20 protein-coding genes are annotated in these 24,375 nt (G+C 70.7%); 11 read left to right on the forward strand and 9 right to left on the reverse strand.

Annotated elements, in window-relative coordinates:
- Positions 1-116: 116 nt before the first annotated feature.
- Positions 117-1,025 (forward strand): hypothetical protein, encoded by a 909-nt coding sequence (locus tag ACHZD8_RS00145; RefSeq protein ID WP_394768053.1) that lies wholly within the window; start codon positions 117-119, stop codon positions 1,023-1,025.
- On the opposite strand, the gene ACHZD8_RS00150 is transcribed toward ACHZD8_RS00145, so the two are convergent.
- Both ACHZD8_RS00150 and nudC read right to left on the reverse strand, forming a co-directional pair.
- Positions 925-2,637 (reverse strand): ATP-dependent helicase, encoded by a 1,713-nt coding sequence (locus tag ACHZD8_RS00150; protein WP_394768054.1) that lies wholly within the window; start codon positions 2,635-2,637, stop codon positions 925-927. The genes ACHZD8_RS00145 and ACHZD8_RS00150 overlap by 101 nt on opposite strands.
- Positions 2,601-3,563, reverse strand: a complete 963-nt coding sequence (nudC, locus tag ACHZD8_RS00155) for an NAD(+) diphosphatase (RefSeq protein ID WP_394768055.1) — start codon at positions 3,561-3,563, stop codon at positions 2,601-2,603. The genes ACHZD8_RS00150 and nudC overlap by 37 nt, the downstream gene beginning before the upstream one ends.
- Positions 3,564-3,642: 79 nt before the next feature.
- On the opposite strand from nudC, the gene ACHZD8_RS00160 reads away from it, so the two are divergent.
- The gene (locus tag ACHZD8_RS00160; protein WP_394768056.1) at positions 3,643-4,638 is read left to right on the forward strand and encodes a phosphotransferase; all 996 of its coding nucleotides are present in this window, start codon (positions 3,643-3,645) and stop codon (positions 4,636-4,638) included.
- A gap of 31 nt (positions 4,639-4,669) precedes the next feature.
- Here the strand turns inward: ACHZD8_RS00160 and ACHZD8_RS00165 are convergent, their stop codons facing one another.
- A complete protein-coding gene (locus ACHZD8_RS00165) occupies positions 4,670-5,983 on the reverse strand; it encodes an MFS transporter (protein WP_394768057.1) in 1,314 nt (437 codons plus the stop codon).
- 145 nt (positions 5,984-6,128) lie between these two features.
- Between ACHZD8_RS00165 and ACHZD8_RS00170 the strand changes: the two genes are divergently transcribed.
- The gene (locus ACHZD8_RS00170; protein ID WP_394768058.1) at positions 6,129-6,983 is read left to right on the forward strand and encodes a LysR family transcriptional regulator; all 855 of its coding nucleotides are present in this window, start codon (positions 6,129-6,131) and stop codon (positions 6,981-6,983) included.
- Positions 6,984-7,141: 158 nt separating this feature from the next.
- Here the strand turns inward: ACHZD8_RS00170 and ACHZD8_RS00175 are convergent, their stop codons facing one another.
- On the reverse strand, positions 7,142-10,321 hold the full coding sequence (locus ACHZD8_RS00175) for a UvrD-helicase domain-containing protein (protein ID WP_394768059.1): 3,180 nt from the start codon (positions 10,319-10,321) through the stop codon (positions 7,142-7,144).
- Positions 10,322-10,337: 16 nt separating this feature from the next.
- A complete protein-coding gene (locus tag ACHZD8_RS00180; RefSeq protein WP_394768060.1) occupies positions 10,338-13,487 on the reverse strand; it encodes a PD-(D/E)XK nuclease family protein in 3,150 nt (1,049 codons plus the stop codon).
- Between the two features lie 107 nt (positions 13,488-13,594).
- Between ACHZD8_RS00180 and ACHZD8_RS00185 the strand changes: the two genes are divergently transcribed.
- Positions 13,595-13,819 carry a DUF3107 domain-containing protein gene (locus tag ACHZD8_RS00185; RefSeq protein WP_147782808.1) on the forward strand — a complete coding sequence of 75 codons (225 nt, stop codon included), beginning with the start codon at positions 13,595-13,597 and terminating at the stop codon, positions 13,817-13,819.
- A gap of 2 nt (positions 13,820-13,821) precedes the next feature.
- Entirely contained in the window at positions 13,822-14,112 is a 291-nt protein-coding gene (locus ACHZD8_RS00190; RefSeq protein WP_394768061.1) for a hypothetical protein, read from the forward strand.
- 13 nt (positions 14,113-14,125) lie between these two features.
- On the opposite strand, the gene ACHZD8_RS00195 is transcribed toward ACHZD8_RS00190, so the two are convergent.
- A complete protein-coding gene (locus tag ACHZD8_RS00195) occupies positions 14,126-14,839 on the reverse strand; it encodes a ferritin-like fold-containing protein (RefSeq protein WP_394768062.1) in 714 nt (237 codons plus the stop codon).
- Between the two features lie 200 nt (positions 14,840-15,039).
- On the opposite strand from ACHZD8_RS00195, the gene ACHZD8_RS00200 reads away from it, so the two are divergent.
- The gene (locus tag ACHZD8_RS00200) at positions 15,040-16,494 is read left to right on the forward strand and encodes a DEAD/DEAH box helicase (protein ID WP_394768063.1); all 1,455 of its coding nucleotides are present in this window, start codon (positions 15,040-15,042) and stop codon (positions 16,492-16,494) included.
- An 8-nt stretch (positions 16,495-16,502) separates the two neighbouring features.
- Here ACHZD8_RS00200 and ACHZD8_RS00205 read toward each other — a convergent pair whose 3' ends face one another.
- Together ACHZD8_RS00205 and ACHZD8_RS00210 are read right to left on the reverse strand one after the other, a co-directional pair.
- Complete coding sequence (locus tag ACHZD8_RS00205) at positions 16,503-17,354, reverse strand: PHP domain-containing protein (RefSeq protein WP_394768064.1); 852 nt, start codon at positions 17,352-17,354, stop codon at positions 16,503-16,505.
- A 32-nt stretch (positions 17,355-17,386) separates the two neighbouring features.
- A complete protein-coding gene (locus ACHZD8_RS00210) occupies positions 17,387-18,238 on the reverse strand; it encodes a PHP domain-containing protein (protein WP_394768065.1) in 852 nt (283 codons plus the stop codon).
- Between the two features lie 74 nt (positions 18,239-18,312).
- Here ACHZD8_RS00210 and ACHZD8_RS00215 point away from each other — a divergent pair, with 74 nt between their 5' ends.
- Together ACHZD8_RS00215 and ACHZD8_RS00220 are read left to right on the forward strand one after the other, a co-directional pair.
- Positions 18,313-19,326, forward strand: coding sequence for an endonuclease/exonuclease/phosphatase family protein (locus ACHZD8_RS00215; protein WP_394768066.1), 1,014 nt, complete (start codon positions 18,313-18,315; stop codon positions 19,324-19,326).
- Between the two features lie 19 nt (positions 19,327-19,345).
- Positions 19,346-20,821: an aminopeptidase P family protein gene (locus tag ACHZD8_RS00220; protein ID WP_394768067.1), complete on the forward strand. Its 1,476-nt coding sequence runs from the start codon at positions 19,346-19,348 to the stop codon at positions 20,819-20,821.
- 48 nt (positions 20,822-20,869) lie between these two features.
- Here ACHZD8_RS00220 and ACHZD8_RS00225 read toward each other — a convergent pair whose 3' ends face one another.
- On the reverse strand, positions 20,870-21,361 hold the full coding sequence (locus ACHZD8_RS00225) for a general stress protein (protein WP_394768068.1): 492 nt from the start codon (positions 21,359-21,361) through the stop codon (positions 20,870-20,872).
- 46 nt (positions 21,362-21,407) lie between these two features.
- On the opposite strand from ACHZD8_RS00225, the gene ACHZD8_RS00230 reads away from it, so the two are divergent.
- Genes ACHZD8_RS00230 through ACHZD8_RS00240 form a run of 3 tightly spaced genes read left to right on the forward strand, consistent with a single transcriptional unit; the run spans position 21,408 to position 24,365 of the window.
- The gene (locus tag ACHZD8_RS00230; RefSeq protein WP_394768069.1) at positions 21,408-22,727 is read left to right on the forward strand and encodes a magnesium transporter MgtE N-terminal domain-containing protein; all 1,320 of its coding nucleotides are present in this window, start codon (positions 21,408-21,410) and stop codon (positions 22,725-22,727) included.
- Positions 22,711-23,232: a DUF1003 domain-containing protein gene (locus tag ACHZD8_RS00235; protein WP_394768070.1), complete on the forward strand. Its 522-nt coding sequence runs from the start codon at positions 22,711-22,713 to the stop codon at positions 23,230-23,232. The genes ACHZD8_RS00230 and ACHZD8_RS00235 overlap by 17 nt, the downstream gene beginning before the upstream one ends.
- The gene (locus ACHZD8_RS00240) at positions 23,229-24,365 is read left to right on the forward strand and encodes a P-loop NTPase (RefSeq protein WP_394768071.1); all 1,137 of its coding nucleotides are present in this window, start codon (positions 23,229-23,231) and stop codon (positions 24,363-24,365) included. Before ACHZD8_RS00235 ends, ACHZD8_RS00240 begins: the two co-directional genes overlap by 4 nt.
- Positions 24,366-24,375 lie beyond the last annotated feature (10 nt).

The following is a 24,375-nucleotide window of genomic DNA, read 5'->3' on the forward strand; positions in this document are numbered from 1 at the left end:
CTCGACGGCGCACCTGAGCGGCGTGTCAGGCAGGAATGCATGGATTTCGGAAGGTGAGGACGGCGGGCTGTGGACTGCGGGCGACGCCGGGCCGGGCATCCGCGCATCATGGGCGGATGGTTCTGCGACTCGATCCCCGCCTTCCCCTGCTCTGGCGCACGCCCTCGAGCCTGCAGTTCGGCGTCGACGCGCCGCGAGTCGTGCTCGAGGAGGTGTCGGCCGCTGACGAGCGGATGATCGCCGCCCTGCTCGTGGGCGTGAGCCGGTCGGGGCTGGACATGATCGCCGCGTCCGCGGGCGGTGGCCACGACGAGGTGGGCCTCCTGCTCGACCGCCTCGGGCCGGCGCTCGTCGCGGCCGCTGAGGACGCCCCTCCCGGCCGGGTCACGGTGGTGGGCGACGGACCGGCGGCCGAACACATCGCGCACCTGTTGCGCCGCTCGAACGTGGCCGTGGTCCCCGACGGCGACGAGGCATCCCTCGTGGTGATCGTGGCCGGCTACGTGATTCCGCCGGAGCTCCACGGACGCTGGCTGGGCCGAGACCTCCCCCACCTGCCCGTCGTCTTCGGCGACGAGGCGGTGCGCATCGGGCCCCTGGTTGAGCCCGGAATCGGACCGTGCCTGTGGTGCGTCGAACTCGCCAGGACGGATGCCGACCCGGCCTGGCCGGCGATCGCCACCCAGCTGCTGGGCCGCCGCTCGAGCGCGGAGGGCGCACTGCTCGTCGAGGAGGTGGCGGTCAGCGTCGCGCGGCTCGTGCTCGAGAGGATCGCCCGGCCCGAGGAACGTGAGCCCGGTGGCCCAGCCACCTCCCTCGCCATCGGCACCGCGGACGGCGAGAGGCGCAGCGCCGTCTGGTGGCCGCATCCGGACTGCCTGTGCCGGGCCGCGGACGGCCTCGACTCCTGGGGAGGGGAGGGCGTCAGTCCAGCTCGGCGAGGAATCGTGACGGTCGGCGAGCTCCGCCCCGGCCGCCTCCACCGCTCGACCACGACAGGTGCAGCCTTCGACGGGCCCGCGTGACGCCGACATAGAGCAGGCGGCGTTCCTCGTCGATCGCCTCCGGCGTCTTGGCGTAGGTGATCGGCACGAAGCCGTCGCTCAGCCCGATGAGGTAGACGGTGTCCCACTCGAGGCCCTTCGCGGAGTGCAGGGTCGCGAGGGTCACGGCCGACATCGTCGGTTCGTGCTGGGCGGCCGATCGCTCGAACAGCTCGTCCACGAACGCGCGGAGGGTCGTGCCGCTCGGCGAGGCCTCGGCGAGGCCCATGATCGCGTTGAGCGACTCCCACCGGTCGCGCACGGCGCCGCGCACCTCCGGGGCATCCTGGGTCCAGCCGAGCGAGCGCAGAACATCGCTCACGGTCTTGAACAGCAGCTCGCGGGTGGCTCCGACCACGGCGCCCTTGAGCATCATGAGCGCCTGCTTCACCTCTTGCAGCTCGAAGAACCTGGTGCCGCCGCGCAGCTGGAAGGTGATGCCGGCATCGGCGAGGGCGGCCTCGAGCACGGCGGCCTGAACGTTGATGCGGTAGAGGATGGCGATGTCCTGCGGCTTGGCGCCGCCCGCGATCTGTTCGCCGATCTGGGCCGCGACCGCTCGCGCCTCGGCGATGTCGCTCGGGTACGCGGTGACCGAGGGAGTGATGGCCACCGGCGGCTTCACGGCGGCGCGCAGGGCGAGGGCGCCCGGCCGACCGCGCATGAGACGGTTCGCGGTGTGCACGATCGCCGGCGTCGACCGGTAGTTCTGCTCGAGCCGCACGACCGTGGACTCGCGGTACCGGGTGGGGAACCCGAGAAGGTAGTCGGCGGATGCCCCGGCGAAGGAGTAGATGGTCTGGCTCGCGTCGCCCACCACGCAGAGGTCCTGCCGGTCGCCGAGCCAGAGGTCGAGCAGCGCCTGCTGGAGCGGCGAGACGTCCTGGTACTCGTCGACCACGAAGAAGCGGTACTGCTCGCGCACCTGTTGCGCGACCCGCGGCTCGGTCTCGATCATTCCGGCGGTGGCGAGCAGAACATCCTCGAAGTCGAGCTGTCGGCGGTCGTCCTTGATCGCCTCGTACGCCGAGTGCAGCGCGATCATCTTCTCCGCGGTGAGGAGGGCCGGGAGCGGTCGCTGAGCCACGATCTCGGCGTACTGGTCGAGGGTGAGCCGGGAGACCTTGCGCCACTCGATCTCGGCGGCGAGGTCGCGCAGGGTGGCGGTGTCAAGCTTGAGCCGCAGCATCTCGGCGGCCTGGCCGAGGAGCCTGCCCTTGCTGTCGAGGATGCGGGGCATGGTGCCGCCGATCACCTGCGGCCAGAAGAAGCCGAGCTGGGAGAGCGCGGAGGCGTGGAAGGTGCGCGCCGCGACTCCCGTCGCCCCAAGCACCCTGAGGCGGCCGCGCAGCTCGGCGGCCGCGCGCGAGGTGAAGGTGAGCGCCATCACCCGCCCGGGCGCGTAGACGCCGGTGGCCACGCCGTAGGCGATGCGGTGGGTGATCGCGCGGGTCTTGCCGGTGCCGGCTCCCGCGAGCAGGCAGAGCGGTCCGAGCAGGCTCTGGGCCGCGACGCGCTGTTCGGCGTCGAGGCCGTCGAGGAGGGATTCGGCCGAACTCACTTCTGCCCGTCGTCGATCGGGCCGCCGTACCACTTCTCGAGGATCGCCCTCGCGATGGAGGTGGACCCGGGCAGGTAGATCTCGCCGAGCGAGTCGGCGAGCTCCGCGCGGCTGAACCACCGCAGGTCGAGGATCTCGGTGCCGTCGGGCGTGAGGGTGGACTCCCGGTGCGGGTCGACCCGGGCCGAGAACCCGAGCATGAGCGACGCGGGGAACGGCCACGGTTGCGAACCCAGGTACACCGGGTCGACGACGCGGATGCCGGACTCCTCGAACACCTCTCGGATCACCGCGCTCTCGAGCGACTCCCCCGGCTCCACGAAGCCGGCGAGCAGCGAATAGCGGTTGGCGTCCCACATGGCGTTGTGGCCGAGCAGGATGCGGTCCTGCGAGTCGACGATGCCGACGATGATCGCCGGGTCGGTCCTGGGGAAGATCTCGCTGCCGTCATCCACGTTCCGGCGAACCCAGCCGCCCTGCTCCGGCACCGTCGGGGCTCCGGTGCGCGGCGAGAAGCCGTGCGACCTGTGCCAGTTGGCGAGCGCGAGCGCCGCAGTGAAGAGCCCGGCGTCGAGGTCGTTGAGGGTGTTGCCCACCACGCGGAGGTTCGCCCACGCCGCCGGGTCGGAGTTGAGCCGCACCGCCGCCTCGTCGCCGATCTGCGCCGCGACGATGGGCAGACCGAGCGAGTCCCTGGCGAGCGAGCGTCCGAGATAGAGCCGCAGTTCGGCATCCGGCACCCGGTCGGCCGGCAGCAGCGCGAGACGGCCGTTCGCGCCGAGCAGGGCGTTGCCCTTCCAGAGCACGAGCACACGGGTGGCCGGATCCCCCCACAGCTCGTCGAACAGGCCCTCGCGATTGCGGCCGAGATAGTCGCGGTCGAGGGCGTGGCGGGAGAGCGGAAGCGACGAGAACGGGAGGGCGGCCTGCGGCTGCCGGGCCGGGGGCGGAGTGGACATGGGGCGACCAATCGGTGAAGGAGGCGGGAACAGCGTGGCGTTCGTGCCGGCCGGCGACCTACGACCTACCCTGTGAGGTATGGCCAGATCTCATCTCACTCTAGCCGCGCTGGCGACCGCAGCCGTAGCCGGCCTCGACGTGGCGTCCGCCACTAATTTCGGCTCGGGGGTGCACGGCGACTTCGAGGCGGCGTTGCTCACCGGACGCGACGGCCGGCACTGGATCATCCGCGTTCCCACCTCCGAACGGGCCGAGGCCGAACAGTCGGCGGATCTCGTGGCGCTCCGGGCGCTCAGCACCGGAGTACGGGCCAGGCTGCCCTTCAGCGTCACCAACTTCGCCGGCCAGACGCCGATCGGCGGCACCCGCGCCGTCGTCTACGAATTCGTCTACGGCTCGAAGGTGCCCCTGGACTCGATCGAGACGGACGACGGCCTCGCCGACTCAATCGGCCGCGCCATCGCCGCCGTGCACTCGCTGCCGACGAGCTTCATCGCCGACGCCGGCCTCCCCGTCTACACCCCGGTCGAGATCCTGCGCTCGAGTGTCGTGGTGATGGACCGGGCCGCCGCGACCCACCTCGTTCCGGCCGCCCTGCTCGGCCGCTGGGAGCGCGCCACCGAGGATTCCGCCCTCTGGCAGTTCGCCCCGACCGTGGTCAACGGCTCGCTCAGCGCCGAGTCCTTCCTGAGCTCGGACGGCGACGTGACCGGGCTGCTCAACTGGCACACCCTGAGCGTCGGCGACCCCGCCCGCGATCTCTACTGGCTGCTCGGCGCCCACGGCGAGAACGTGGCCGAGGCCGCCTTCGACGCCTACGCCCTGGCCCGCGGGTCGAGCGACCGGCAGGTCAAGCAGCGCGCGATGCTCTACGCGGAGCTCGAGATCGCCAAGTGGCTGCTGCACGGCACCCAGCAGCGCAGCACCGAGATCGTGGACGACGCGGTGGCCATGCTGCACGGCCTCGTCGACACGGTGCAGAACGACCTCGAACAGTCCCTGACCCACAACACCATGCCCGTGATGGCCGTGGACGAGGTCGAGGCGATGCTCGACCGCAACCAGCGTGCCTAACCGCCTCACGCCCCGCACTCGGGCTCGGGGCTCAGGCTCCGGACGCCCGACGCTCGATCACGAACGGACCCCGGTTGCGCCGCAGCTGGAACCGAAGCGCGAGCCGTCCGGTCCTGGCCAGCACCAGCCCGATCACGATCGCGGCGAGTGCCGGAATCGCGCCGGCGACGGTCATCGCCACGTGCACGCCGAGGTGTTCGGCGATCGCGCCGCTGATCGGACCGCCGAGCGCCTGGCCGCCCAGCATGATGATCGAGTACAGGGACATCACGCGACCGCGGATGACGCGGTTGGTCGAGAGCTGCACTATCGACTCGGCGCCCGTGGCGAAGAGCAGACGTGTCACGCCGATGCTCACCAGGAAGACGATGAAGAGCGGCTCCCAGCTGACCGAGCCGGCGAGGATGAGGGCGAGACCGAACAGGCCGGCCGCCACCACGATCGTGCGCAGCCGCACGTTCATCCGGCGGGTGGAGAGCACGGCACCGGAGAGCGCGCCCACCGCGGCCGCCGAGCTGTACAGGCCGTAGCCGGTGGCCCCGGTCTGGTAGACGGTGTCGGCGAAGGAGACGAGGAGCACCGGCAGCGTCATGCCGAAAGTCGACACGAAGGCGAGCATCACCATCGGCCAGAAGATCGTCGGCTTGGAGATCACGTAGCTCAGCCCCTCCCGGATCTGCCCACGGGCACGCTCGGCGCGCGGCGACGGTCGCAGCTCGTGCACCCGCATGCTGGCCAGGGCCACCACCACCAGCACGGCGGCGATCGCGTTCACGCTGATCGACCAGCCGGAGCCCACGAGGGCGATGAGCACGCCGCTGATGGCCGGACCGAGAAGTCCGCCGAGGTGGAAGATCGAGGCGTTGAGGCTGATCGCGTTGCGCAGCCGACCGTGGCCGACCATCTCATTCACGAAGGCGGAGCGCGCCGGGCCCTCCACGACGGCGACGAGGCCGAGCAGGAGCGCGACTCCCCAGACCTGCCAGACCTCGACGATGCCGAAGAGGGTGAGAAGCCCGAGGGTCGCGCAGAGCGCGGCGGTCACGGACTGGGTGGCCATCATGAGCCGGCGCTTGTCCACGCGGTCGGCGATCACCCCGCCCCACACGCCGAACACGAGCACCGGGGCGAACTGCAGGAACACGGTCACGCCGACGAGGGTGATGTTGTGGGTGAGCTCGTTCACCAGCCAGTCGGTGGCGATCTTCTGCATCCAGCCCGAGGTGTTGGCGATGAGCTGCGAGATCACGTAGAGGCGGTAGTTGAAGATGCGCAGCGAGATGAAGGTATCGCGCCAGCGCGGTCGTTCGTGGAGTACGGGGATGGGTTCGGTTGCCGGACTCATGGTCGGCGATTCTGTCGTCACAGTGTGATGTCTCGCGATACTCGTGCGTTTCGTATGGTCACGCCAACGCTAGGCCCGTTGCCACCTATTGCCTTATAGAATCAGCCCTATAAGTACCATTGAGTTTCGTAATGAGAGGCCGTGAATGTTCGACCCGGTGCTGCTCAAGAGCTTCGTCTCGGTGGCCGAGACCCTCTCCTTCACCAAGGCCGCGGCGCTGCTGGGACTCAGCCAGCCCACGGTCAGCCAGCACATCCGCAAGCTCGAGACGGCCGCCGGGCGGATCCTCGTCGCACGGGACACCCGCGAGGTGCGACTCACCGACAACGGCGATGCGATGCTCGGCTTCGCCCGCTCGATCCTCGCCGCCCACGACCAGGCGTCGAGCTACTTCACCGGGTCGGCGATGCGGGGCCGGCTGCGATTCGGCTCGGCCGACGACCTCGCGCTCACCCAGTTGCCGCAGATCCTGCGCGACTTCCGCCAGCTCTACCCGCAGATCAACCTCGAGCTCACCGTGAACCAGAGCGGCGCCCTCGCCCGCCGGCTGCAGGCCGGGCAGCTCGACCTCGTGTTCATCAAGCAGGAGCCGGGCATCGGGGTCGGGCGTCTCGTGCGGCGGGACCGGATGGTGTGGGTGGGCCACCGCACACTGAGTCTCGAACCCGGACAGCACGTTCCCCTCATCGCCTACCAGGCTCCGAGCCTCAGCCGAACTGTCGCCATCAGCGCGCTCGAATCCGCCGGTCGCACCTGGCGCATCACCTGCAACGTGCGCGAGATCAACGGCGTGCTGGCCGCCGCGCGGGCGGGCATCGGCATCGCCGCGTTCCCGCAGAGCCTCATCCCGCCGGACCTGAGCGAACTCTCCCCCGCACTGGAGCTGCCCACCCTCGGCGACGTGGACTTCAGCCTGCTCGACAACCCCGGCACCGCGCGCGAGCCCGTGGACGCCCTCATCGCCGCGATCGTGGCTCGGCAGGGCTCCCCGGCGATCTAGCCGCCCGCCGCTGTGGCCTCTTCTTCTTCCGAAATCCATGCATTCCTTCAAGACACGCCGTGTGTCGGCACCGGGCGGCGGCGTGTCGGGCAGGAATGCATGGATTTCGGAAGGGGGCAGAGGGACGGGAAGGGGGCGAGGGGGCGAAGGGGCCGCGGTCAGGCTACGGCGCGCCACAGGGCGATGAGTTCGTCCCGCGAATAGATGCGCTCGGGACGGATGATGGCGTCGTCACTCACGTAGTAGAAGACGGCGTCGATCAGCTCCGGGTCGATGCCCTTCCACTCCGCGAAGGCCTGCCGGTACAGGGCCAACTGCAGCTGCTTCGCCTCGAGGTCGGCGGCATCCCGCGGCGCCTTGCCGGTCTTCCAGTCGACGATGCGGTAGCGGTCGCCGACCCGGTAGACCGCATCCAGCTTGCAGACCACGATCTCGCCCTCGAGGATCAGGTGGATCTCGATCTCGACGCTCTCCGGCTTGAGGGCCGCGAACTCCGATCGCTCGAAGATCTGCCGCAGGCGCTCGAGGCCCTCCGGCTCGGCGGGCTCGGCGTCCCCGAGCGGTTCAATCCCGTCGAGCCCTTCGATCCCGTCGAGCTCGGTGGAGAGGGCATCGAGCTGCTCGGTCGACCCGTGCACGCCCGAGCGGTGCTCCACCCAGTCGTGGAACACGGTGCCGAGGCTCGTTGCCCTGAACGGCCGCTCCGGCATCGGCCGACACAGCGCGGAGGCGACCGCGGCCGGGTCGGCCACGAAGTCCTTGAACCGGGAGGCCGGAACGCGGGTGGGCAGGTCCACGTATTCTGCCGCGTCCAGCCGGCGGCGCCGCTCCTCGAGCAGCAGGTCGAGCTCGCGATCCCAGGGGCCGGCATCCCCCGGGGCCGAGGCGCGCACCAGGTCGGCCGCGCGTTCGATCGCCGCCCGACGACCGCCGAGCGGATCGAGCGGCCAGAGGAAGAGGTTGACGTCGTCACCCAGCGGGTTCTCCGCGTGCTCACTCGCCGGCGGGAGCGGGCCGATCACGCCGGCCTCCGCGAGCGGGACGATGAACGGGCTGGGCGCGCGCGGGGTCGTCTGGGTCGACCAGAACGACGCGGTGAGCAGGAGGGAGTGCCGGGCGCGGGTGACCGCCACGTAGGCGAGCCGCCGCTCCTCGAGCTCGTGCCGGAGTCTCACGGCGGCCTTGAACTCGTCGACCGAGGCCAGGAGTTCTTTGCGCGAGACCGCCGACTCCCAGTCGAACCGCGGGAGCTCCGCGGCGTCTCCCCGGAACTCGTAGGGCAGGGTGCCGAACGACAGCCAGCCGCCGAAGCCCTCGCGCGGCGAGCCGGGCAGCTCGCTCTCGACGAGCCGGGGAATCACCACCACGTCCCACTCGAGGCCCTTCGCCCCGTGGATGGTGAGCAGCTGCACGGTGCCCGCCTCCGCGTCCTCCGGTCGGGGCGCGAGCCCGTCGCGCCACTCGGCCTCACGCAGCCAGGCCAGGAACCCGCCGAGGCTCGCCGAGTCGTCCACGGCGAGGTAACCGCCGAGCGCGTCGAAGAACGCCTCCATGTTGGCGGACCCGAGCGCGCGGGTCTCGTTCGCCGCGACCTCGATGTCGAGAAGCAGCTCCTGCTCGACCACGGTCACGAAGTCGAGGAGGTCGAGGCTCGCGCGGGATCGCAGTCGCGCGAGCGTGCGGCCGGCGTCCCGGAGTCTCGCCAGGCCCTCCTCGCTGAAACGGGAGAGGGCGGAGTGGCCGGCACGGGCGGAGGCCAGGAAGTCGATCGCGTCGACGATCGAGCCGCCCTCGCCCTCGGCGACCGAGGCGCGCAGGCGGTCCTTGAGTTCGGCATCCAGCGGTCGCTGGGCGTAGTCCCGGTCGCGCAGCCAGGACGCGAGCCGGCGGAGGGCGTGCAGGTCGGCCGCCCCGATGCGCCAGCGCGAGCCGGCGAGCAGCCGCACGAGCTGGGATCCGGCCGTCGGATCGTTGACCACGGTGAGCGCGGAGACCAGGTCGGCGATCTCCGGCTCAGCCATGATGCCGCCGATGCCGAGCACGTGGAACGGCACCCCGTGGGTGCGCAGGGCGTCGATGAACACGCCCTGGGTCTTGCGGGCGCGGAACAGCATCGCCGCGGTGGGTGGCGTCTCGCCCTGGCGGGTCTCGAGTCTCGCCTTGAGCCAGCGCGCCGCCGCATCCGCCTCCTCCTGCAGGGTCTCCTCCACGATGACCTCGACCGGCAGGTCGCTCGCGTTCGGGCCGGCGTCGAGCCGCTCGACTCCCACGGTGGTCGTCTCCTTCAGCGGCTGCACGAGCGCGTTCGCCACCGAGAGGATGTCGTGGCCGTTGCGCCAGCTCGTGCTGAGCGCGAACTCCCGCACCCTCCCACCGCCGAACTGCCCGGCGAACCCCTCCAGGTTCGCGGCGCTCGCCCCCCGCCAGCCGTAGATCGACTGGTTCGGGTCGCCGACGGCCATCACGGCGCGGCCGGCGAAGAGCTCGGACAGCAGCCAGGTCTGCACGACGCTCGTGTCCTGGTACTCGTCAAGCAGGATCACGCGGTGCCTCTCGCGGATCGCCGCGGCCACCTTCGGCATTCCCCGCACGATCTCGAGGGCGAGCGACACCTGGTCGGAGTACTCGACGAAGCCGCGGCGCGCCTTGACCAGCGCGAACTCGCCCGCGAGGCCCACGAGCACCGGGAGCGCCCCGACGGTCTTCGCGAGCGTCACCGCGTCCTCGTAGACCCCGGTCCCGCCCGTGGGCAGCTCGGCCAGCCCGGCGAATCGGACGGCCATCGCGGTGACGTCGCCCGGGTCGACCACGTTCTCGCTCAGCTCGTGGCTGAGCGCCAGCACCGCCTTCGTCACGGAGTCGATGCTCTTGCCGAGCCCCGGCAGGCGCTCGTCGGTGGAGGCGACCACGATCGAGCGGGCGAGCTGCCAGGCGGAGGCCTCGCCGAGCACCGCGCCGTCGCTCTCCCGGCCGAGCAGCACGGCGTTGTCACGGTAGATGGTGTTCGAGAACGCGTTGTAGGTCGCGACGACGGGCGGGTCGAACTCGTCGTAGTCGCCCGGCAGCAGGCCCACCGAGTGCAGTTCGCCGATGCGCTCGCGGATGCGGTTGGAGAGTTCGCCGGCCGCCTTGCGGGTGAAGGTGAGGCCGAGCAGTTCGTTTGCCGCGACCTGCCCGTTGGCGAGCAGCCAGAGCACCCGGTTGGCCATCGTCTCGGTCTTGCCGCTGCCGGCGCCCGCCACGACGATCGCCGGCTCGAGCGGCGACTCGATCACTCGCCGCTGCTGCTCGGTCGGCCGGGGGCGCCCGAGCGCGTCGGCGATGTCGAAGGCACTCACGGGAACACGCGCGCCGTCAGTCACTGGACACCGCCCGCACCCGGTGCAGCTTGCGCGACGCGATGTCGAAGCCGCCCCACTCGCTCAGCTCGACCGCTCCCTCGAAGGCGGCGGCGGCCATCCCGAGCGCCGCCTGCCTGATCCGGGCCCGGAAGCCCTCGAGAGCCTCCTCGTCGAGCGGGGCCTGCACGCCCTCCTGGTAGAGCTTTTTCTTCTTGCCCTTCTTCACGAAAAGCAGCTTCGCTCCCCCGCCGGAGTGCTCGCCGAGGTCATCGAGGAACTCGTCGAGCACCCCCTGCGAATAGGCGAGCTGGTAGGCCCCGAGTTGCGGATGCGCGTCGACGACCTGCTGACGAACGGTGGGGGTGCCCGTCTTGAGGTCCACGATCACGACCGACCCGTCGCTCGAGCGCTCGACCCGGTCGATCGACCCGTTCACCGTGGCGCGGTCGATCTTGAGGCTGAAGCGTCCCTCGGCGGCGACGAGCGACTTGCCCTCGCGCTCGAAGTCGGCGAGGTAGTCGGCGACGCCGGCGGCGAGGATGCGCGCGGCGGAGCGCTGCTGCTCGGCAAACCACGGCGACTCGAAGTAGAGCTCGCTCCAGCGCTGCTCGATGGCGCGCCAGACCGTGTCGACGCTCGAGTCTGTGGCGGTCTCCATCGCCCAGTGCACGATCGTGCCGAGGCCCATCGCCGTGCTCGACTGGGTGCCCGAGACGGTGTCGATGAACCAGTCGAGCGGCGACTGCTCGAACGCGTCGAGCTTGGATGGGGACACCGGCACGGTCTCGTCCCCGTCGAAGAGCGGTTCGGTGGTCGACGGCTCGAGCAGGCCGTGCCACTCGGCCGGGTTCGCGCCGGGCACCCGCTCCTCGGCGAGCCGCGCGAGCGCGGAGGCCACGGCCGCCCGCTCGGGGGCGGTGCGCCGCTCCTGCACGAGCTCGCGACGGAGCCGTCCGGTGAGCGCGCGCAGGGAGAGCGGCCGCACCGTCGCCGCATCGACAACCGGAGTGCCGGGGGGCGTGAGCGCGAAGAGCACGCTCGCGGCGTCGTCCTCGTTCGACACGGCGGCGAGGATCACCTGTTGGCGGGCGCGGGACACGGCCAGCGCGAACATGCGCAGCTCGTCATCCCGCACCTGGCGCCGCTCGTCGATCACCACGTCGTCGAGCCCCGTCATCACCCGCACGAGGTCCTGCGGGTTGAGCAGGGATCCGCGCAGCCGGAGGTTCGGCCAGACGCCCTCCTGCAGGGCGGCGATCACCACCACGTCCACCTCGAGGCCGACGGCACCGGAGGGCGTGGTCACGAGCACCGCCTCGGCGGCGGACTGGGGGGACAGGGTGTCTTCCGGAACCTCGGCGTCGAGCACGTCGTCGAGGAAGACGCTCGGGCCGGTGCCCGGCCGACGCTCGGTGAACCGCCTCGCCGAGGTGAAGAGGGCGACGATGCCGTCGAGGTTGCGGTTGGCCTCCGCGGCCGTGATGCCGGCGCTCGTCGCCTGGGCGAACCAGTCGTCCGCGAGGCCGCTGCGGTGCCAGGCGAGCCAGAGGAGCTCCTCGATGGTGCCGCCGTCCGCGGCGAGCGCCCCGACGGCGCCGAGGGTGGCGGAGAGCCGTTCGGCGTTGCGGCCCACCCGGTGGTCGATGGTGGCGAACCGGCCCGGGGCGCCGAGCCCCTCCACGAGCAGGTCGTCGCTCGCCCGGTTGCGGCCGCCGGCGAGTTCCTCCGCCCGCAGCGCGAGGCGCAGGCGCCGCAGCGCGAGGTGATCGAGACCGCCGAACGGCCCGAGCAGGAGCTCGGCGGCGAGGGCGCCGGTGAGCGGGGTGCGCCCGATGCCGACGTCCACCAGCGAAAGCAGACTGCGGGCGGCGTGGTCGTCGCGCAGGGCCCGCCCGCCGACCGCGGTGCGGGTGGGGACCTCGTTGAGGGCGAGGGCCCGCGCGATCACGGGCACGAGGGCGCCGCTGCGCACGACCACCGCCATGCCGGAGAGCGGGATGCCGCCGATCAGATGGTGTTCCCTCAGCTGCCGGGCGATCGCCGCCCACTGCCTCGCCTGGCTCGTCGCCGTGATTCTGAGCACCGGGGAGGCGCGGTCCGGACCGTGGGTGGTGCCGGCGACCGCTGCGCGCTGGCCGACGGCCCCGGCGGTGCCGATGCGTTCCGTGACCCGCGCGGTGAACTCGCGAAGGGTCGCGCCCTGGCGGTGCGCCGTGCCCAGGGTGATGGTGACGAGGTCTGGAACGCCGAGCACGCTGCCGAGCCGGCCCAGGGCATCCGGTTCGCCGCCGCGGAACGCGTTCGTCGCGACATCCGGATCGCCGAACGCGACGACCGAGACGCCGCGCGCCGCGAGGGCGGCGAGCAGCGAGATCGTCGACTTGGTGGCCTCCTGGAGGTCGTCGACCACCACGAGGCGGAGACCGGCGACGCGCTCCCCGGCCTCGCCCCGGCCGAGGGCCGCGATCGCGAACTGCACGAGCTCCGCCGAGTCGAGCTGGCCGGGCCGTGAGCTGCTCACCACGGAGAGGTAGTCGGAGATGAAGGCCGCCGCGGCGACCCACTCGGGATGGCCGGTGTCCGCGCCGAGGGTCGCGAGTCGCTGGGGGGTCACCCCATATTCCGTTGCGCGCATGATGAGCTCACGGAGCTCGGTGCGGAAGGCGCGCAGGCGGCGCACGTCCTCGTCGAGGTGGGGCGGCCAGGCCGGCGCCACGCCATCCTCGATCTGGCCCTCCAGCAGCTGGCCGATGTCCGCGTCCTGCTCGCCGCCGGTGACGAGCCTCGGCGGAGCGACGCCGGCCGAGGCGGCGGCCGCACCGACGATCTCGAAGGCGAGCGAGTTCACGGTGCGCGCGAGCGGACCGTTGGTGGGCACACCGAGCCGCAGCGCGAGCCGGTCACGCAGCGCGGTGGCCGTCGTGCGGCTGGAGGTGAGCACGATGACCTGCTCGGCGCTCCACCCGCGGTCGAGCACCCGATCGGCCACGAGTTCGACGAGGGTCGTGGTCTTGCCGGTGCCCGGGGCTCCGATCACCGCGGCGGATGCGCCGTCGGCGAGCTGCAGCACCGCCCTCTGGGCGGCATCCGGAACCAGGCGATTCGAGTCGGAACCACCCCGGGAATCCCCGACGGCCGCCCGCCGAAAACCCTTGATCGCCATGCCCCCAACTTAACGGTGGGCACCGACATCGACCCGCACGGCGCGGGCGGTTCCGCTCCCAGAGAACGGCGCGCGGGGCACGGCCGGTTGTGTCGTAATCTGAGCACGTGGACATTCGAATCGGAATCATCAACAGCCCTCGCGAGATCAACTTCGAGTCGTCGCAGTCGTCGGCGGAGATCCAGGCCGTCGTCTCGTCGGCCCTCGACTCCGGCGCGAAATACTTCACCCTTACCGACGTGCGGGGTTCGGTCTACGTCGTGCCGCTCGAGTCGTTCGGCTACCTCGAGATCGGCTCGGAGGAGTCCCGGCGCGTCGGCTTCGTGGCCTGACCATGGAGCTGCTCTTCGTCACCCTGGGCGGAGCGATCATCGGCCTCGGCCTGCGTTACGCGTTCCCGGGGCGCGAGACGCACGGGGCGGCGCTGATCCCCGCGGTCGGCGCGGCGTCGGCATCGGCAATCTGGGCCGCCCTCACCTGGGCCGGCTGGAAGTTCGACGGCGGGTGGATCTGGGTGGTGAGCCTGGTGCTCGCCGCCGCGCTCAGCGTGGTGCTGGCCGTGACGATCTCACGTCGCCGCCGGCACGCGGATGCCGAGATGCTCGCGACGCTCAGCCGCGCCTGACCGAACCGGCCCGCTAGGCCGTGAGGCCGATGGCGTCCATGCGCCTGGTGTGCGCCGCGATGAGCTCGGTGAACACCGGTTCGAGTCGCGCCTCATCCGGATGCCCGTTGGCGGCGAGAGCAGACCGCGCGGCCAGCAGGGTGTCGCCCACGAGCCGCCTGCCCCACAGCGCGAGGCGCGAGGCGAGGCGCGGATTGGCCTCGATCGCCGAACGCAACTCGGCGACGATGATCGCGTGGCCGTCGTCTCCGCCGAGCAGGGCAGCGATGCGCGCCGAGGCGTCGGCGGGCAGTCCGCCGGCCAGCTGCCGGGCGAAGTCGTTGAGAAGCCCCGCGGTGACGTAGCTGGTGACGAGCGTCTCGTACCAGTCGGCGCCCGCGGTGACGCGCACGTAGTTGTCGATGCCCGCCACGTACGGCTGCATAGTCGGACCGGGCTGGGCGCCCTGGCGCACGATCTCGGCCGTGAGCCCGTGGTGCTTGGCGAGCGAGAGCCCGGCCACCCGGCTCATCGCCTCCTTGGAGGCTATCGATGGCGCGGTCGCCACGGCGCGGCTGAGCGTCTCGAAGATCACCAGCTGAAGATAGGCGGCCTGCCCGAGGTAGGAATTGAGGTCGGGGGTCAGCTCCTCGAGGTCTACCCGGTTGACGGCGGCACTGGACGAGCGACGCGTGCCCGAGCGGGCGGCGTCGTTGCGTCTCGGGCGACGACCGAACAGTTTGACCACGCGCATAGCCTATCGGCGCGGCGCCCGACAGGCCGCCCGGCACGGGGAATCCGGCTAACCGGCGAATGACGGCTAAACTAGTGGTAATGCCTCCCATTTCTGGTGGAGGCTCCGCACGCCCCAGGTCAAAGCGGGCGTAGCCGCTTTAGAACAGGGCATCACTCATTACAACTTTCTCAGATCTCAACATCGACCAGGACATGGTCGACGCTCTCGCCACCAAGGGCATCATCGAGCCCTTCCCCATCCAGGTGCAGACGATCCCGATGGGACTCGCCGGCCAGGACATCATCGGCCAGGCCAAGACCGGCACGGGCAAGACCCTCGGCTTCGGGCTCCCCCTGCTGCAGTCGCTCGGCCTGAACCCGGAGCCCGGTGTCAAGGCGCTCGTCGTGGTGCCCACCCGCGAGCTGTGCGTGCAGGTGGCCGAGGACCTCGTGCTCGCGGCGTCCAACCGTGGCACCCAGGTCGCCGCGATCTACGGCGGCAAGGCCTACGAGGGCCAGGTCGAGCAGCTCAAGGCCGGCGCCCAGGTGGTCGTCGGAACCCCCGGCCGCCTCCTCGACCTCGCGAGCCAGCGCATGCTGTCGCTCAAGGACGTCAAGGTCATGGTGCTCGACGAGGCAGACAAGATGCTCGACCTCGGATTCCTCTCCGACATCGAGAAGCTCTTCGCCCAGACCTCCCCCACCCGGCACACCATGCTGTTCTCCGCCACGATGCCCGGCCCGATCGTCGCTCTCGCGCGTCGCTTCATGAACCGGCCAATCCACATCCGCGCGACGGATCCGGACGAGGGCCGCACCCAGGCCAACATCAAGCACGTCGTCTACCGCGCCCACTCGATGGACAAGGACGAGGTCATCGCCCGCATCCTGCAGGCCGAGGGCCGCGGCAAGACCGTGGTCTTCACCCGCACCAAGCGTGCGGCGGCCAAGCTGGTGGAGGAGCTCAACGACCGCGGATTCAACGCCGCCGCCGTGCACGGAGACCTCAACCAGGAGCAGCGCGAGCGGGCCATGGCCGCGTTCAAGGCGGGCAAGAAGGACATCCTCATCGCCACGGACGTCGCGGCTCGCGGCATCGACGTGAACGACGTGACCCACGTGATCAACCACACCATCCCGGACGACGACGACACCTACCTGCACCGCGCCGGCCGCACCGGCCGCGCGGGCAAGACCGGCATCGCCGTCACCTTCGTGGACTGGGATGACATGCACAAGTGGGCCGCCATCAACAAGGCGCTCGACATGGGCCAGCCGGAGCCGGTCGAGACCTACTCGTCGTCGCCGCACCTCTTCACCGACCTCGACATCCCGGAGGGCACCAAGGGGCGCCTCGCCTCGGCCGGCCCCGTGCGTCCCCGCGAGCCGCGGCCGACCGACGGCGACCGTGGAGGCCGCTCGGGCGGCGGCCGCGATGGCGGAGGAGACCGCGGCCGCGGTGCCGACCGCGGTGGCCGTTCCGGCGGGGCACGCCCCGCCACCGGCTCGGGTGGACGCCCGCCGCGCGACCGCGCAGAGGGGTCGACCGACGTCGTGCGCGAGAGTGCAGAGGGCGGCGGAACCCACGATGGAACGTCGCCGACGCGTCGTCGTCGCACCCGTTCGCGTCGCGGCGGAACCGGCAACACGCCGCCGCCCCCCGCCTAGGAGCAGGCCTAGCCCCGAAAGGGCGCCGACCCCGTGCCGGCGGCCACGATGCGCGCCAGCGCGTCCGGCTCCGTCGAATTCTCGCCGAGTCGATTCGGCTTGCCATCGCCGTGGTAGTCGCTCGATCCCGTGACGACCAGGTCGTACTTCGCCGCCAGCTCGTAGAGGCGCACCTTGCCATCCTCGGTGTTGTCCCGATGATGGATCTCGAGACCGAACAGTCCGGCGTCCACGAGTTCGGCGATCACCCGCTCCTCGATCACGCGGTAGAGACCGTGGGTGGCCGGATGCGCCAGCACCGGCACCCCGCCGGCCGCGACGATCATGCGCACGCCCTCGAGCGGCGACGGCGCGTAGTACTTCTCGTAGTAGCCGCTCTGCCAGTGCAGGATGCTCTCGAACGCCGCGCCGCGGGTGGGGACGTGCCCCTTGGCGACCAGCGCGTCGGCGATGTGCGGCCGGCCGAGGGTGCCGCCGTTCGTCGACTGGGCAAGCACGTCGGCCCAGGTGATGTCGTAGTCGACGGCAATGCGCTCGACGATGCGCTCGGCGCGGTGGGCCCGACCGTCGCGGATGCGCGCGGTCTCCCGGCGGATGCCTGCGTCATCCGGATCGAACAGGTAGGCGAGCATGTGCACGCTCGCGGGGCCGTAGTTCGTGCTCAGCTCCATGCCCGGGATCACCGTCAGGCCGGTGCCGGATGCCGCGGCAAAGGCTTCCACCCAGCCGGCCGTCGAGTCGTGGTCGGTGATCGCGACGGCGCCGAGGCCCGCGGCGACGGCCGCCTCCACCAGCGCCGTCGGGGTCTCGGTGCCGTCGGAGACGCTGCTGTGCGTGTGCAGATCGATCGGTCCGGGCATGCTGCAACTCTATTGTCGGATCTTCTTGAGGTTCAGCCCCGGTAGGGCGTCGTGCCGGTGCCCGCGGCGATGATGCGGTCGAGCACCTCCCGGGTCGTCGTGTTCTCGCCGAGCCGATTCGGCTTGCCCTCGCCGTGATAGTCGCTCGATCCGGTGACGGCGAGGCCGAACTCCTCGGCGAGCTCGAAGAGCCGCTGCTTGCCGCTCTCGGTGTTCTCCCGATGGTGGATCTCCAGCCCGAACAGCCCGGCCTCGACGAGCACGGCGATCTTGTCCTCGGGGATCACGTTCTCCCTGCCCCGGGTGGCGGGGTGGGCGAGCACCGGAACGCCGCCCGCCGCGACCACGAGCCGCACGGCCTCGAGCGGGTCCGGCGCGTAGTGCGGTTCGAAGTAGCCGCTTCGCGGGTGCAGGATGCTCTCGAACGCCGCGCTGCGATTGGGCACGTGACCCTTCGCGACGAGGGCGTCCGCGATGTGCGGTCGGCCGACCGTCGCGCCCTCGGTCGTCTGGGCGAGCACGTCCGCCCACTCCAGGTCGTAGTCTGCCGAGAGCCGCTGCACGATGCTCTCGGCGCGGGTGAGCCGCGCATCCCTGATTCTCCCGGTCTCGGCGATGATCCCGCCGTCGAGGGGGTTGAAGAGGTAGGCCAGAAGGTGCACACTGCGCCAGCCGTGCAGCGTGCTGAGCTCCATGCCGGGGATCACGGTGAGGCCGGTTCCCTCGGCCGCCAGACAGGCCGCCTGCCAGCCAGCCGTCGAGTCGTGGTCGGTGATCGCCACGGTGTCGAGACCGGCCGCGATCGCCGCCCGCACGAGTTGGGCCGGGGTCTCCGTGCCGTCGGAGACGCTGCTGTGGGTGTGCAGGTCGATCAGGCCGGACATCCTGCAACTCTAGGCCAGTGACGCGCGCGACAGGCGGCAGGCGGGCCCGGCGTCAGCGGTTAGGGTGAAAGCCCATGTTTCGTCGAGTCCTGGCAGCCGCGCTGCTCCTGCTGCTCGCCGTCGTGCTGCTCATCGCCGCCTGGCCGCAGCTCTTCGGGCTCCAGCGCACCACCGGGCTGGCCCAGCTCATCTCGTTCCGCGGGGCCATGGTCGTCGCCGCTGTCGGCGTGATGGTGGTGGTGGGTGTGGCCGCTGCCCTCAACCGGCAGTTCCGGCGGCTCGGCGCCTCGATCGTTCTGCGCCTCGGCGTGTTCGTGCTCGTCACGGTGGCGGTGCTGGGCTCCCGAGGGTTCGGCAATGAGACCTTCGCGGCGAAGTCGAAGTCCGACCTCACCGTCGTGTCGTGGAACACCCTCGGGGGCGCCCCGGGGGCAGCCACCATCGCCACCCTCGCGCTCGACTCCGACGCGGACATCGTGAGCCTGCCGGAGACGACGAAGTCGACGGCGGATGCCGTTGCCGCGCTCCTGAAGGCCGGCGGGCGGCCGATGTCCGTGCACACCCTCACCTTCGACCGCAACTACGGATCCCGGTCGACCTCCGTACTCGTGAGCGACGACCTCGGCGAATACCACCTCGACAAGACCGCCGGCTCCACCTCCACGGTGCCGACCGTGGTGATCCTTCCGAACGACGGCCGCGGCCCGACGATCGTCGCCGTGCACCCCATCGCCCCGGTCGAGGGCGAGATGCGCAACTGGCGCAGCGACCTCCGGTGGCTGAGCGATGCCTGCGACTCGAAGAACGTGATCATGGCCGGCGACTTCAATGCCACGATCGATCATCTCGCCGGTTTCGTCGACGAACGGGGAAAGACGCTCGGCGGATGCTCGGACGCCGGAGTACAGAGCGGCAACGGTGCCGTCGGCACCTGGCCGTCGTCGATTCCCGCCCTGGCCGGCGCTCCCATCGACCACGTCATGGCCACGGCGAACTGGCGGGTCACCGGCATGCGGGTGGTGACACGCCTGGACGGGAAGGGAAGCGACCACCGGCCGATCGTGGTGCAGTTGCACGCCGTCGGCTGACCCGGGAGAGAATGGGGTCATGGCTGACGACAGGGCCGAGGCCCCCCGCGCAACGACAAACCGCTCGACCGTGCCGGTTTCGAGCACGTTCAAGGATTACATCTCCAGCAAGTGGGCCGAGAGATCCGAGCCGACGCCGGGCGCCCGCGAACAGGCCGCGTACGCGGCGGCACGGCGGACGGCGATCTCCCGCCTGTACCCGGGCAAGTGCCTCATCATCCCGGCGGGGGCGGCGAAGGTGCGGTCGAACGACACCGACTACGCCTACCGCGCCCACTCCGCGTTCGCCCACCTCACCGGCTGGGGTAGCGACTCCGTTCCCGGCAGCGTGCTCGTGCTCGAGCCGACGGCGAGCGGCCACGACGCCACCCTGTACTTTCGCAAGGCGGCCGGGCGCGACTCCGACGAGTTCTACGCCAACCCCGGCATCGGCGAATTCTGGACCGGTCCCCGGCCATCGCTCGCCCATGTCGCCAGCGACCTCGGACTGGCCACGGCATCCCTCGATGAGCTCGACCGGGTGCTCGACGCCGTCGACGCGAGCACGGTCATCGTGCGGGACGGCGATCGCGATCTCACCGACCAGGTGGATGGCCGCCGCCTGCTGGTCGCGGAATCCGAGGCGCTCGAGACGAACGCCGACGCCGATCTCGCCCGCGACCTGTCCGAGCTGCGGCTCGTCAAGGACGCCTACGAGATCGACCAGATGCGCAAGGCCGTCGACGCCACCCGCGCCGGATTCGACGACGTGATCGCCGACCGGCCGGCGATCATCGCCCACCCGCGGGGCGAGCGCCTCGTCGAGGGCACCTTCAACCGGCGGGCCAGGGCCGAGGGCAACGCCGTGGGCTACGACACCATCGCCGCGAGCGGGCCGCACGCCTGCATCCTGCACTGGACACGCAACGATGGACCCGTCGTGCCGGGCGACCTCATCCTCATGGACGCCGGAATCGAGCTCGACAGCTACTACACGGCGGACATCACTCGCACGCTGCCGATCAATGGCGTCTTCGGGCCCACGCAGCGCCTCGTCTACGAGGCGGTGCTCGAGGCGGCGGATGCGGCGTTCGCGATCGTGCGGCCGGGCATCCGGTTCCGCGAGGTCCACGCGACGGCGATGGAGGTCATCGCCCGGCGCACCGCCGAGTGGGGCCTGCTTCCCGTGAGCGCGGAGGAGTCCGTCAAGCCGGAGAACCAGTTCCACCGGCGATACATGGTGCACGGCACGAGCCACCACCTCGGCCTCGACGTGCACGACTGCGCCCAGGCAAGGCGCGACCTCTACCTCGACGGCGTGCTCGAGGCCGGGATGGTCTTCACGATCGAGCCCGGACTGTACTTCCAGCCGGACGACCTGACCGTGCCGGAGGAGTTCCGGGGCATCGGCGTGCGCATCGAGGACAACATCCTCGTGACGCCGTCCGGCGCCGAGAACCTGTCGATCGGCATTCCCCGCACCGTGGATGACGTGGAGGCGTGGCTCGGCGCGTGAGCGCCCTGTGACGGGCATCGTGCGCCTTCGGCTCGATGGCGCGGGGCGCTAGTGCGTGTCGGGCCGCGAGAGCACGTCCTGCGCCTTCATGGTGAGGGACGGGTCGATGATGATCTCGTACTTGCTCGCGAGCACCTGGTGGGTGGAGGTGAAGTCCCTGGTCCGTCGGTTGATCGCGTAGGTGACGATGCCGAACAGCGCGCCGAACCCGGCCCCGATGATCACCGCGGCGAAGACATACTGGAACACGGCGGTCGTCGCCGTAAAGGTGAGCAGCACGCCGAAGAAGAGCCCGAACCACGCGCCGCTCGCCGCGCCGGCCCCGGCGGCCTTGCCCCAGGTGAGCTTGCCGGTCACGCGCTCGACGGTCTTGAGGTCGCTCCCCACGATCGAGACCTTCTTCACCTCGAAGTCGGCCCTGGCCAGACGATCGACGGCGGCCTGCGCCTCGAAGTACGTGTCGTAGGTTCCGAGCACGTCCCCCTTGGGGAGCGTCGGCACGAGGCGGCCACGAGAGGCGAGGGGGCTTTGGTTGGTCATGGCCTCATTATCCTCTCCCACAGTTGCGAAGGTCTAAGTTAGACCTGTGAGCGCCGCGAGAGTCTTCGTCGCCCGTTTGGCCGGGTGCTCCGTTTTCGACCCCGCGGGAGACAAGGTCGGGCGCGTGCGAGACGTGCTCATCGTCTACCGCCAGAAGGAGCCGCCGCGCGTCGTCGGACTCATCGTGGAGGTCCCGGGCAAGCGCCGCGTCTTCCTCTCGATCGGTCGCGTCACGAGCATCGGCAGCGGCCAGATCATCACCACCGGCCTCATCAACCTGCGCCGCTTCGAGCAGCGCGGCGGCGAGGTGCGGGTGATCGCCGAGGTTCTCGGCCGCCAGATGGAGCTCGTCGACCGGTCGGGAACCGCCACGATCGAAGACGTCGCGATCGAGGAGAGCGGCCAGGGCGAGTGGGCGGTGAGCGAACTGTTCCTCCGCCGGCCCAAGACCAGCGCCTCGCCATTCGCCAAGGGCGTCACCATCTTCGCCAAGTGGTCGGAGGTGCGCGAGCGGTCGACCGGCGAGGCCCAGTCGGCCACCCAGCTGCTCGCCACCTACGAGGACCTGCTGCCCGCCGACCTCGCGAACGCCCTCCTCGACCTGCCCGAGCAGCGCATGCTCGAGGTCGCCGAGGAGATGAGCGACGAGCGTCTCGCCGACGTGCTCGAAGAGATGCCCGAGAGCGAACAGGTCGACATCCTCGGCCACCTCGACGACGACCGGGCCGCCGACGTGCTCGACCAGATGCAGCCGGATGACGCGGCCGACCTCATCGCGCAGCTCTCCGACGAGCGCGGAGAGGCCCTCCTCGACCTCATGCAGCCCGAGGAGGCGGACGACGTGCGGATGCTGCTGCTCTACGCTCCGGACACCGCTGGCGGCCTCATGACGACGGAGCCGATCATCGTCTCCGCCGACACGACGGTGGCCGAGGGGCTCGCCCTCATCCGTCGCCACGAACTCGCGCCGGCCCTCGGCGCCGCGGTCTGCGTGACGCTGCCGCCGTACGAGCCCCCCACCGGACGCTTCCTCGGAATGGTGCACTTCCAGCGGATGCTGCGCTACCCGCCCATGGAGCGGCTCGGCACGCTGCTCGACCAAAAGCTCGAGCCCGTGCGGGCGAGCGCCTCGGCCGCCGAGGTCGCGCGCACCCTCGCAAGCTACAACCTCGTGTCCCTTCCGGTTGTCGACGACAACCACCGACTGGTCGGGGTGGTGACCATTGACGATGTTCTCGACTACCTTCTGCCCGACGACTGGCGAAGTCACGACGACGACCCCTCCCCCGCGGTGTCTGCTGACACCAGCACCATCCCCGTAGTCGTCTCATCCGGAAGGAGGCACCTCAATGGCCCGTCGCACTGACTCGGGACTCGACTCGCCCAAGGGTCTTCGCACCTCGTTCGTCCCCCGCCTGGGCGGACGCGACCGCGTCGGACGGTTCAGCGAGGGCTTCGCCCGCGCGATGGGCACGACGGGCTTCCTCGTCGGCATGACCGTGTTCGTGGTGGTCTGGATCGCCTACAACACCTACGCCCCGCCCGCGGCGCAATTCGACCCCCGCACGCTTAACTACACCCTGCTGACCCTGATCCTGTCGCTCCAGGCCTCCTACGCCGCCCCCCTCATCCTGCTCGCCCAGAACCGCCAGGACGACCGCGACCGGGTGCAGTTCGAACAGGACCGCCAGCGGGCGGAGCGCAACCTGGCCGACACCGAGTACCTCGCCCGCGAGGTGGTGGCGCTGCGGCTCGCCGTGCGCGAGCTCGCGAGCAAGGACTTCATCCGCGCCGAACTGCGCGCCCTGCTGGCCGAGCTCGAAGACCAGCGAAGCCTCGAGCGCGACAGGAACCCCGAAGGGGCCGCGTGACGAGCGAGCAGCTTCGGGCCGGCATCCTGTCGGCTCTCGCCCGGGTGATCGACCCCGAAATCCGCAAGCCCATCACCGAGCTGGACATGATCGGGGCGGTGACGGTCTCCCCGGAAGGACAGGCGACCGTCGGCCTCCGGCTGACGATCGTCGGATGCCCGGCCGCCGACACGATCGAGCGGGACGTTCGCGAGGCGGCCGCCTCGGTCACCGGGATCTCCTCCGTCGCCGTCGAGGTGTCCGTCATGTCGCGGGAGCAGCGCACGGCCCTCACCGAGAAGCTCCGGGGTGGGCGTACGCGGGTTGCGCAGTTCGGGCCCGACTCGCTCACCCGCATCTACGCGATCACGAGCGGGAAGGGCGGGGTGGGCAAGTCCTCCATCACCGCGAACCTCGCCGTCGCGCTGGTCGACCGCGGTCTCACCGTGGGCATCGTTGATGCGGATGTCTTCGGCTTCTCGATCCCGGGGATCCTCGGCCTCGCGGGCGCCCGACCCACCAGGGTGGGCGAGATGATCCTGCCCCCGATCGGCTGCGGGGTGAAGGTGATCTCCATCGGCATGTTCCTCGAGCCGTCTGAGTCGGCCAGGGCCGTCTCCTGGCGAGGGCCCATGCTCCATCGCACCATGCAGCAGTTCCTCACCGACGTCTATTTCGGGGACCTCGACGTGCTGCTGCTCGACCTGCCGCCGGGAACCGGCGACGTCGCGATCTCGCTCGGCCAACTCTTGCCGCAGGCGGAGGTCATCGTCGTGACGACGCCGCAGCCGGCCGCGGCCGAGGTGGCCGAACGCAGCGCCATCGTGGCGCGGCAGACGGGCCAGAAAGTGATCGGCGTCATCGAGAACATGGCCGGACTCGTACAGCCGGACGGGTCGATCCTGGACCTCTTCGGCAGCGGAGGCGGCGACGAGGTCGCGGCGAGGCTCTCCCGCGGCCAGGACGATCCGGTCACGGTGCTCGCATCGATCCCGATCAGCGTCGCGCTGCGAGAGGGCGGGGATGCCGGCGTGCCGATCGTTCGATCGGCCCCGACGGATCCCGCGTCTGTCGCCATCGCCTCGGTCGCCGATGGGCTGGCCTCACGGGGACGTGGCCTGGCCGGTCGAAAGCTCGGTCTGAGCGTTCGCTAGCGCCGGCCCA

Origin of the sequence: Lacisediminihabitans sp., from assembly GCF_043726815.1 — a bacterium.
Classification (GTDB): Bacteria; Actinomycetota; Actinomycetes; order Actinomycetales; family Microbacteriaceae; genus Lacisediminihabitans.

Excerpts from the sequence above, each read along its gene's own strand:
- ACHZD8_RS00145 (WP_394768053.1), top strand. The coding sequence starts at position 117 with ATGGTTCTGCGACTCGATCCCCGCCTTCCCCTGCTCTGGCGCACGCCC.
- nudC (WP_394768055.1), bottom strand. The coding sequence starts at position 3,563 with ATGTCCACTCCGCCCCCGGCCCGGCAGCCGCAGGCCGCCCTCCCGTTC.
- ACHZD8_RS00160 (WP_394768056.1), top strand. The coding sequence starts at position 3,643 with ATGGCCAGATCTCATCTCACTCTAGCCGCGCTGGCGACCGCAGCCGTA.
- ACHZD8_RS00165 (WP_394768057.1), bottom strand. The coding sequence starts at position 5,983 with ATGAGTCCGGCAACCGAACCCATCCCCGTACTCCACGAACGACCGCGC.
- ACHZD8_RS00170 (WP_394768058.1), top strand. The coding sequence starts at position 6,129 with ATGTTCGACCCGGTGCTGCTCAAGAGCTTCGTCTCGGTGGCCGAGACC.
- ACHZD8_RS00180 (WP_394768060.1), bottom strand. The coding sequence starts at position 13,487 with ATGGCGATCAAGGGTTTTCGGCGGGCGGCCGTCGGGGATTCCCGGGGT.
- ACHZD8_RS00190 (WP_394768061.1), top strand. The coding sequence starts at position 13,822 with ATGGAGCTGCTCTTCGTCACCCTGGGCGGAGCGATCATCGGCCTCGGC.
- ACHZD8_RS00200 (WP_394768063.1), top strand. The coding sequence starts at position 15,040 with ATGGTCGACGCTCTCGCCACCAAGGGCATCATCGAGCCCTTCCCCATC.
- ACHZD8_RS00205 (WP_394768064.1), bottom strand. The coding sequence starts at position 17,354 with ATGCCCGGACCGATCGATCTGCACACGCACAGCAGCGTCTCCGACGGC.
- ACHZD8_RS00210 (WP_394768065.1), bottom strand. The coding sequence starts at position 18,238 with ATGTCCGGCCTGATCGACCTGCACACCCACAGCAGCGTCTCCGACGGC.
- ACHZD8_RS00215 (WP_394768066.1), top strand. The coding sequence starts at position 18,313 with ATGTTTCGTCGAGTCCTGGCAGCCGCGCTGCTCCTGCTGCTCGCCGTC.
- ACHZD8_RS00220 (WP_394768067.1), top strand. The coding sequence starts at position 19,346 with ATGGCTGACGACAGGGCCGAGGCCCCCCGCGCAACGACAAACCGCTCG.
- ACHZD8_RS00225 (WP_394768068.1), bottom strand. The coding sequence starts at position 21,361 with ATGACCAACCAAAGCCCCCTCGCCTCTCGTGGCCGCCTCGTGCCGACG.
- ACHZD8_RS00235 (WP_394768070.1), top strand. The coding sequence starts at position 22,711 with ATGGCCCGTCGCACTGACTCGGGACTCGACTCGCCCAAGGGTCTTCGC.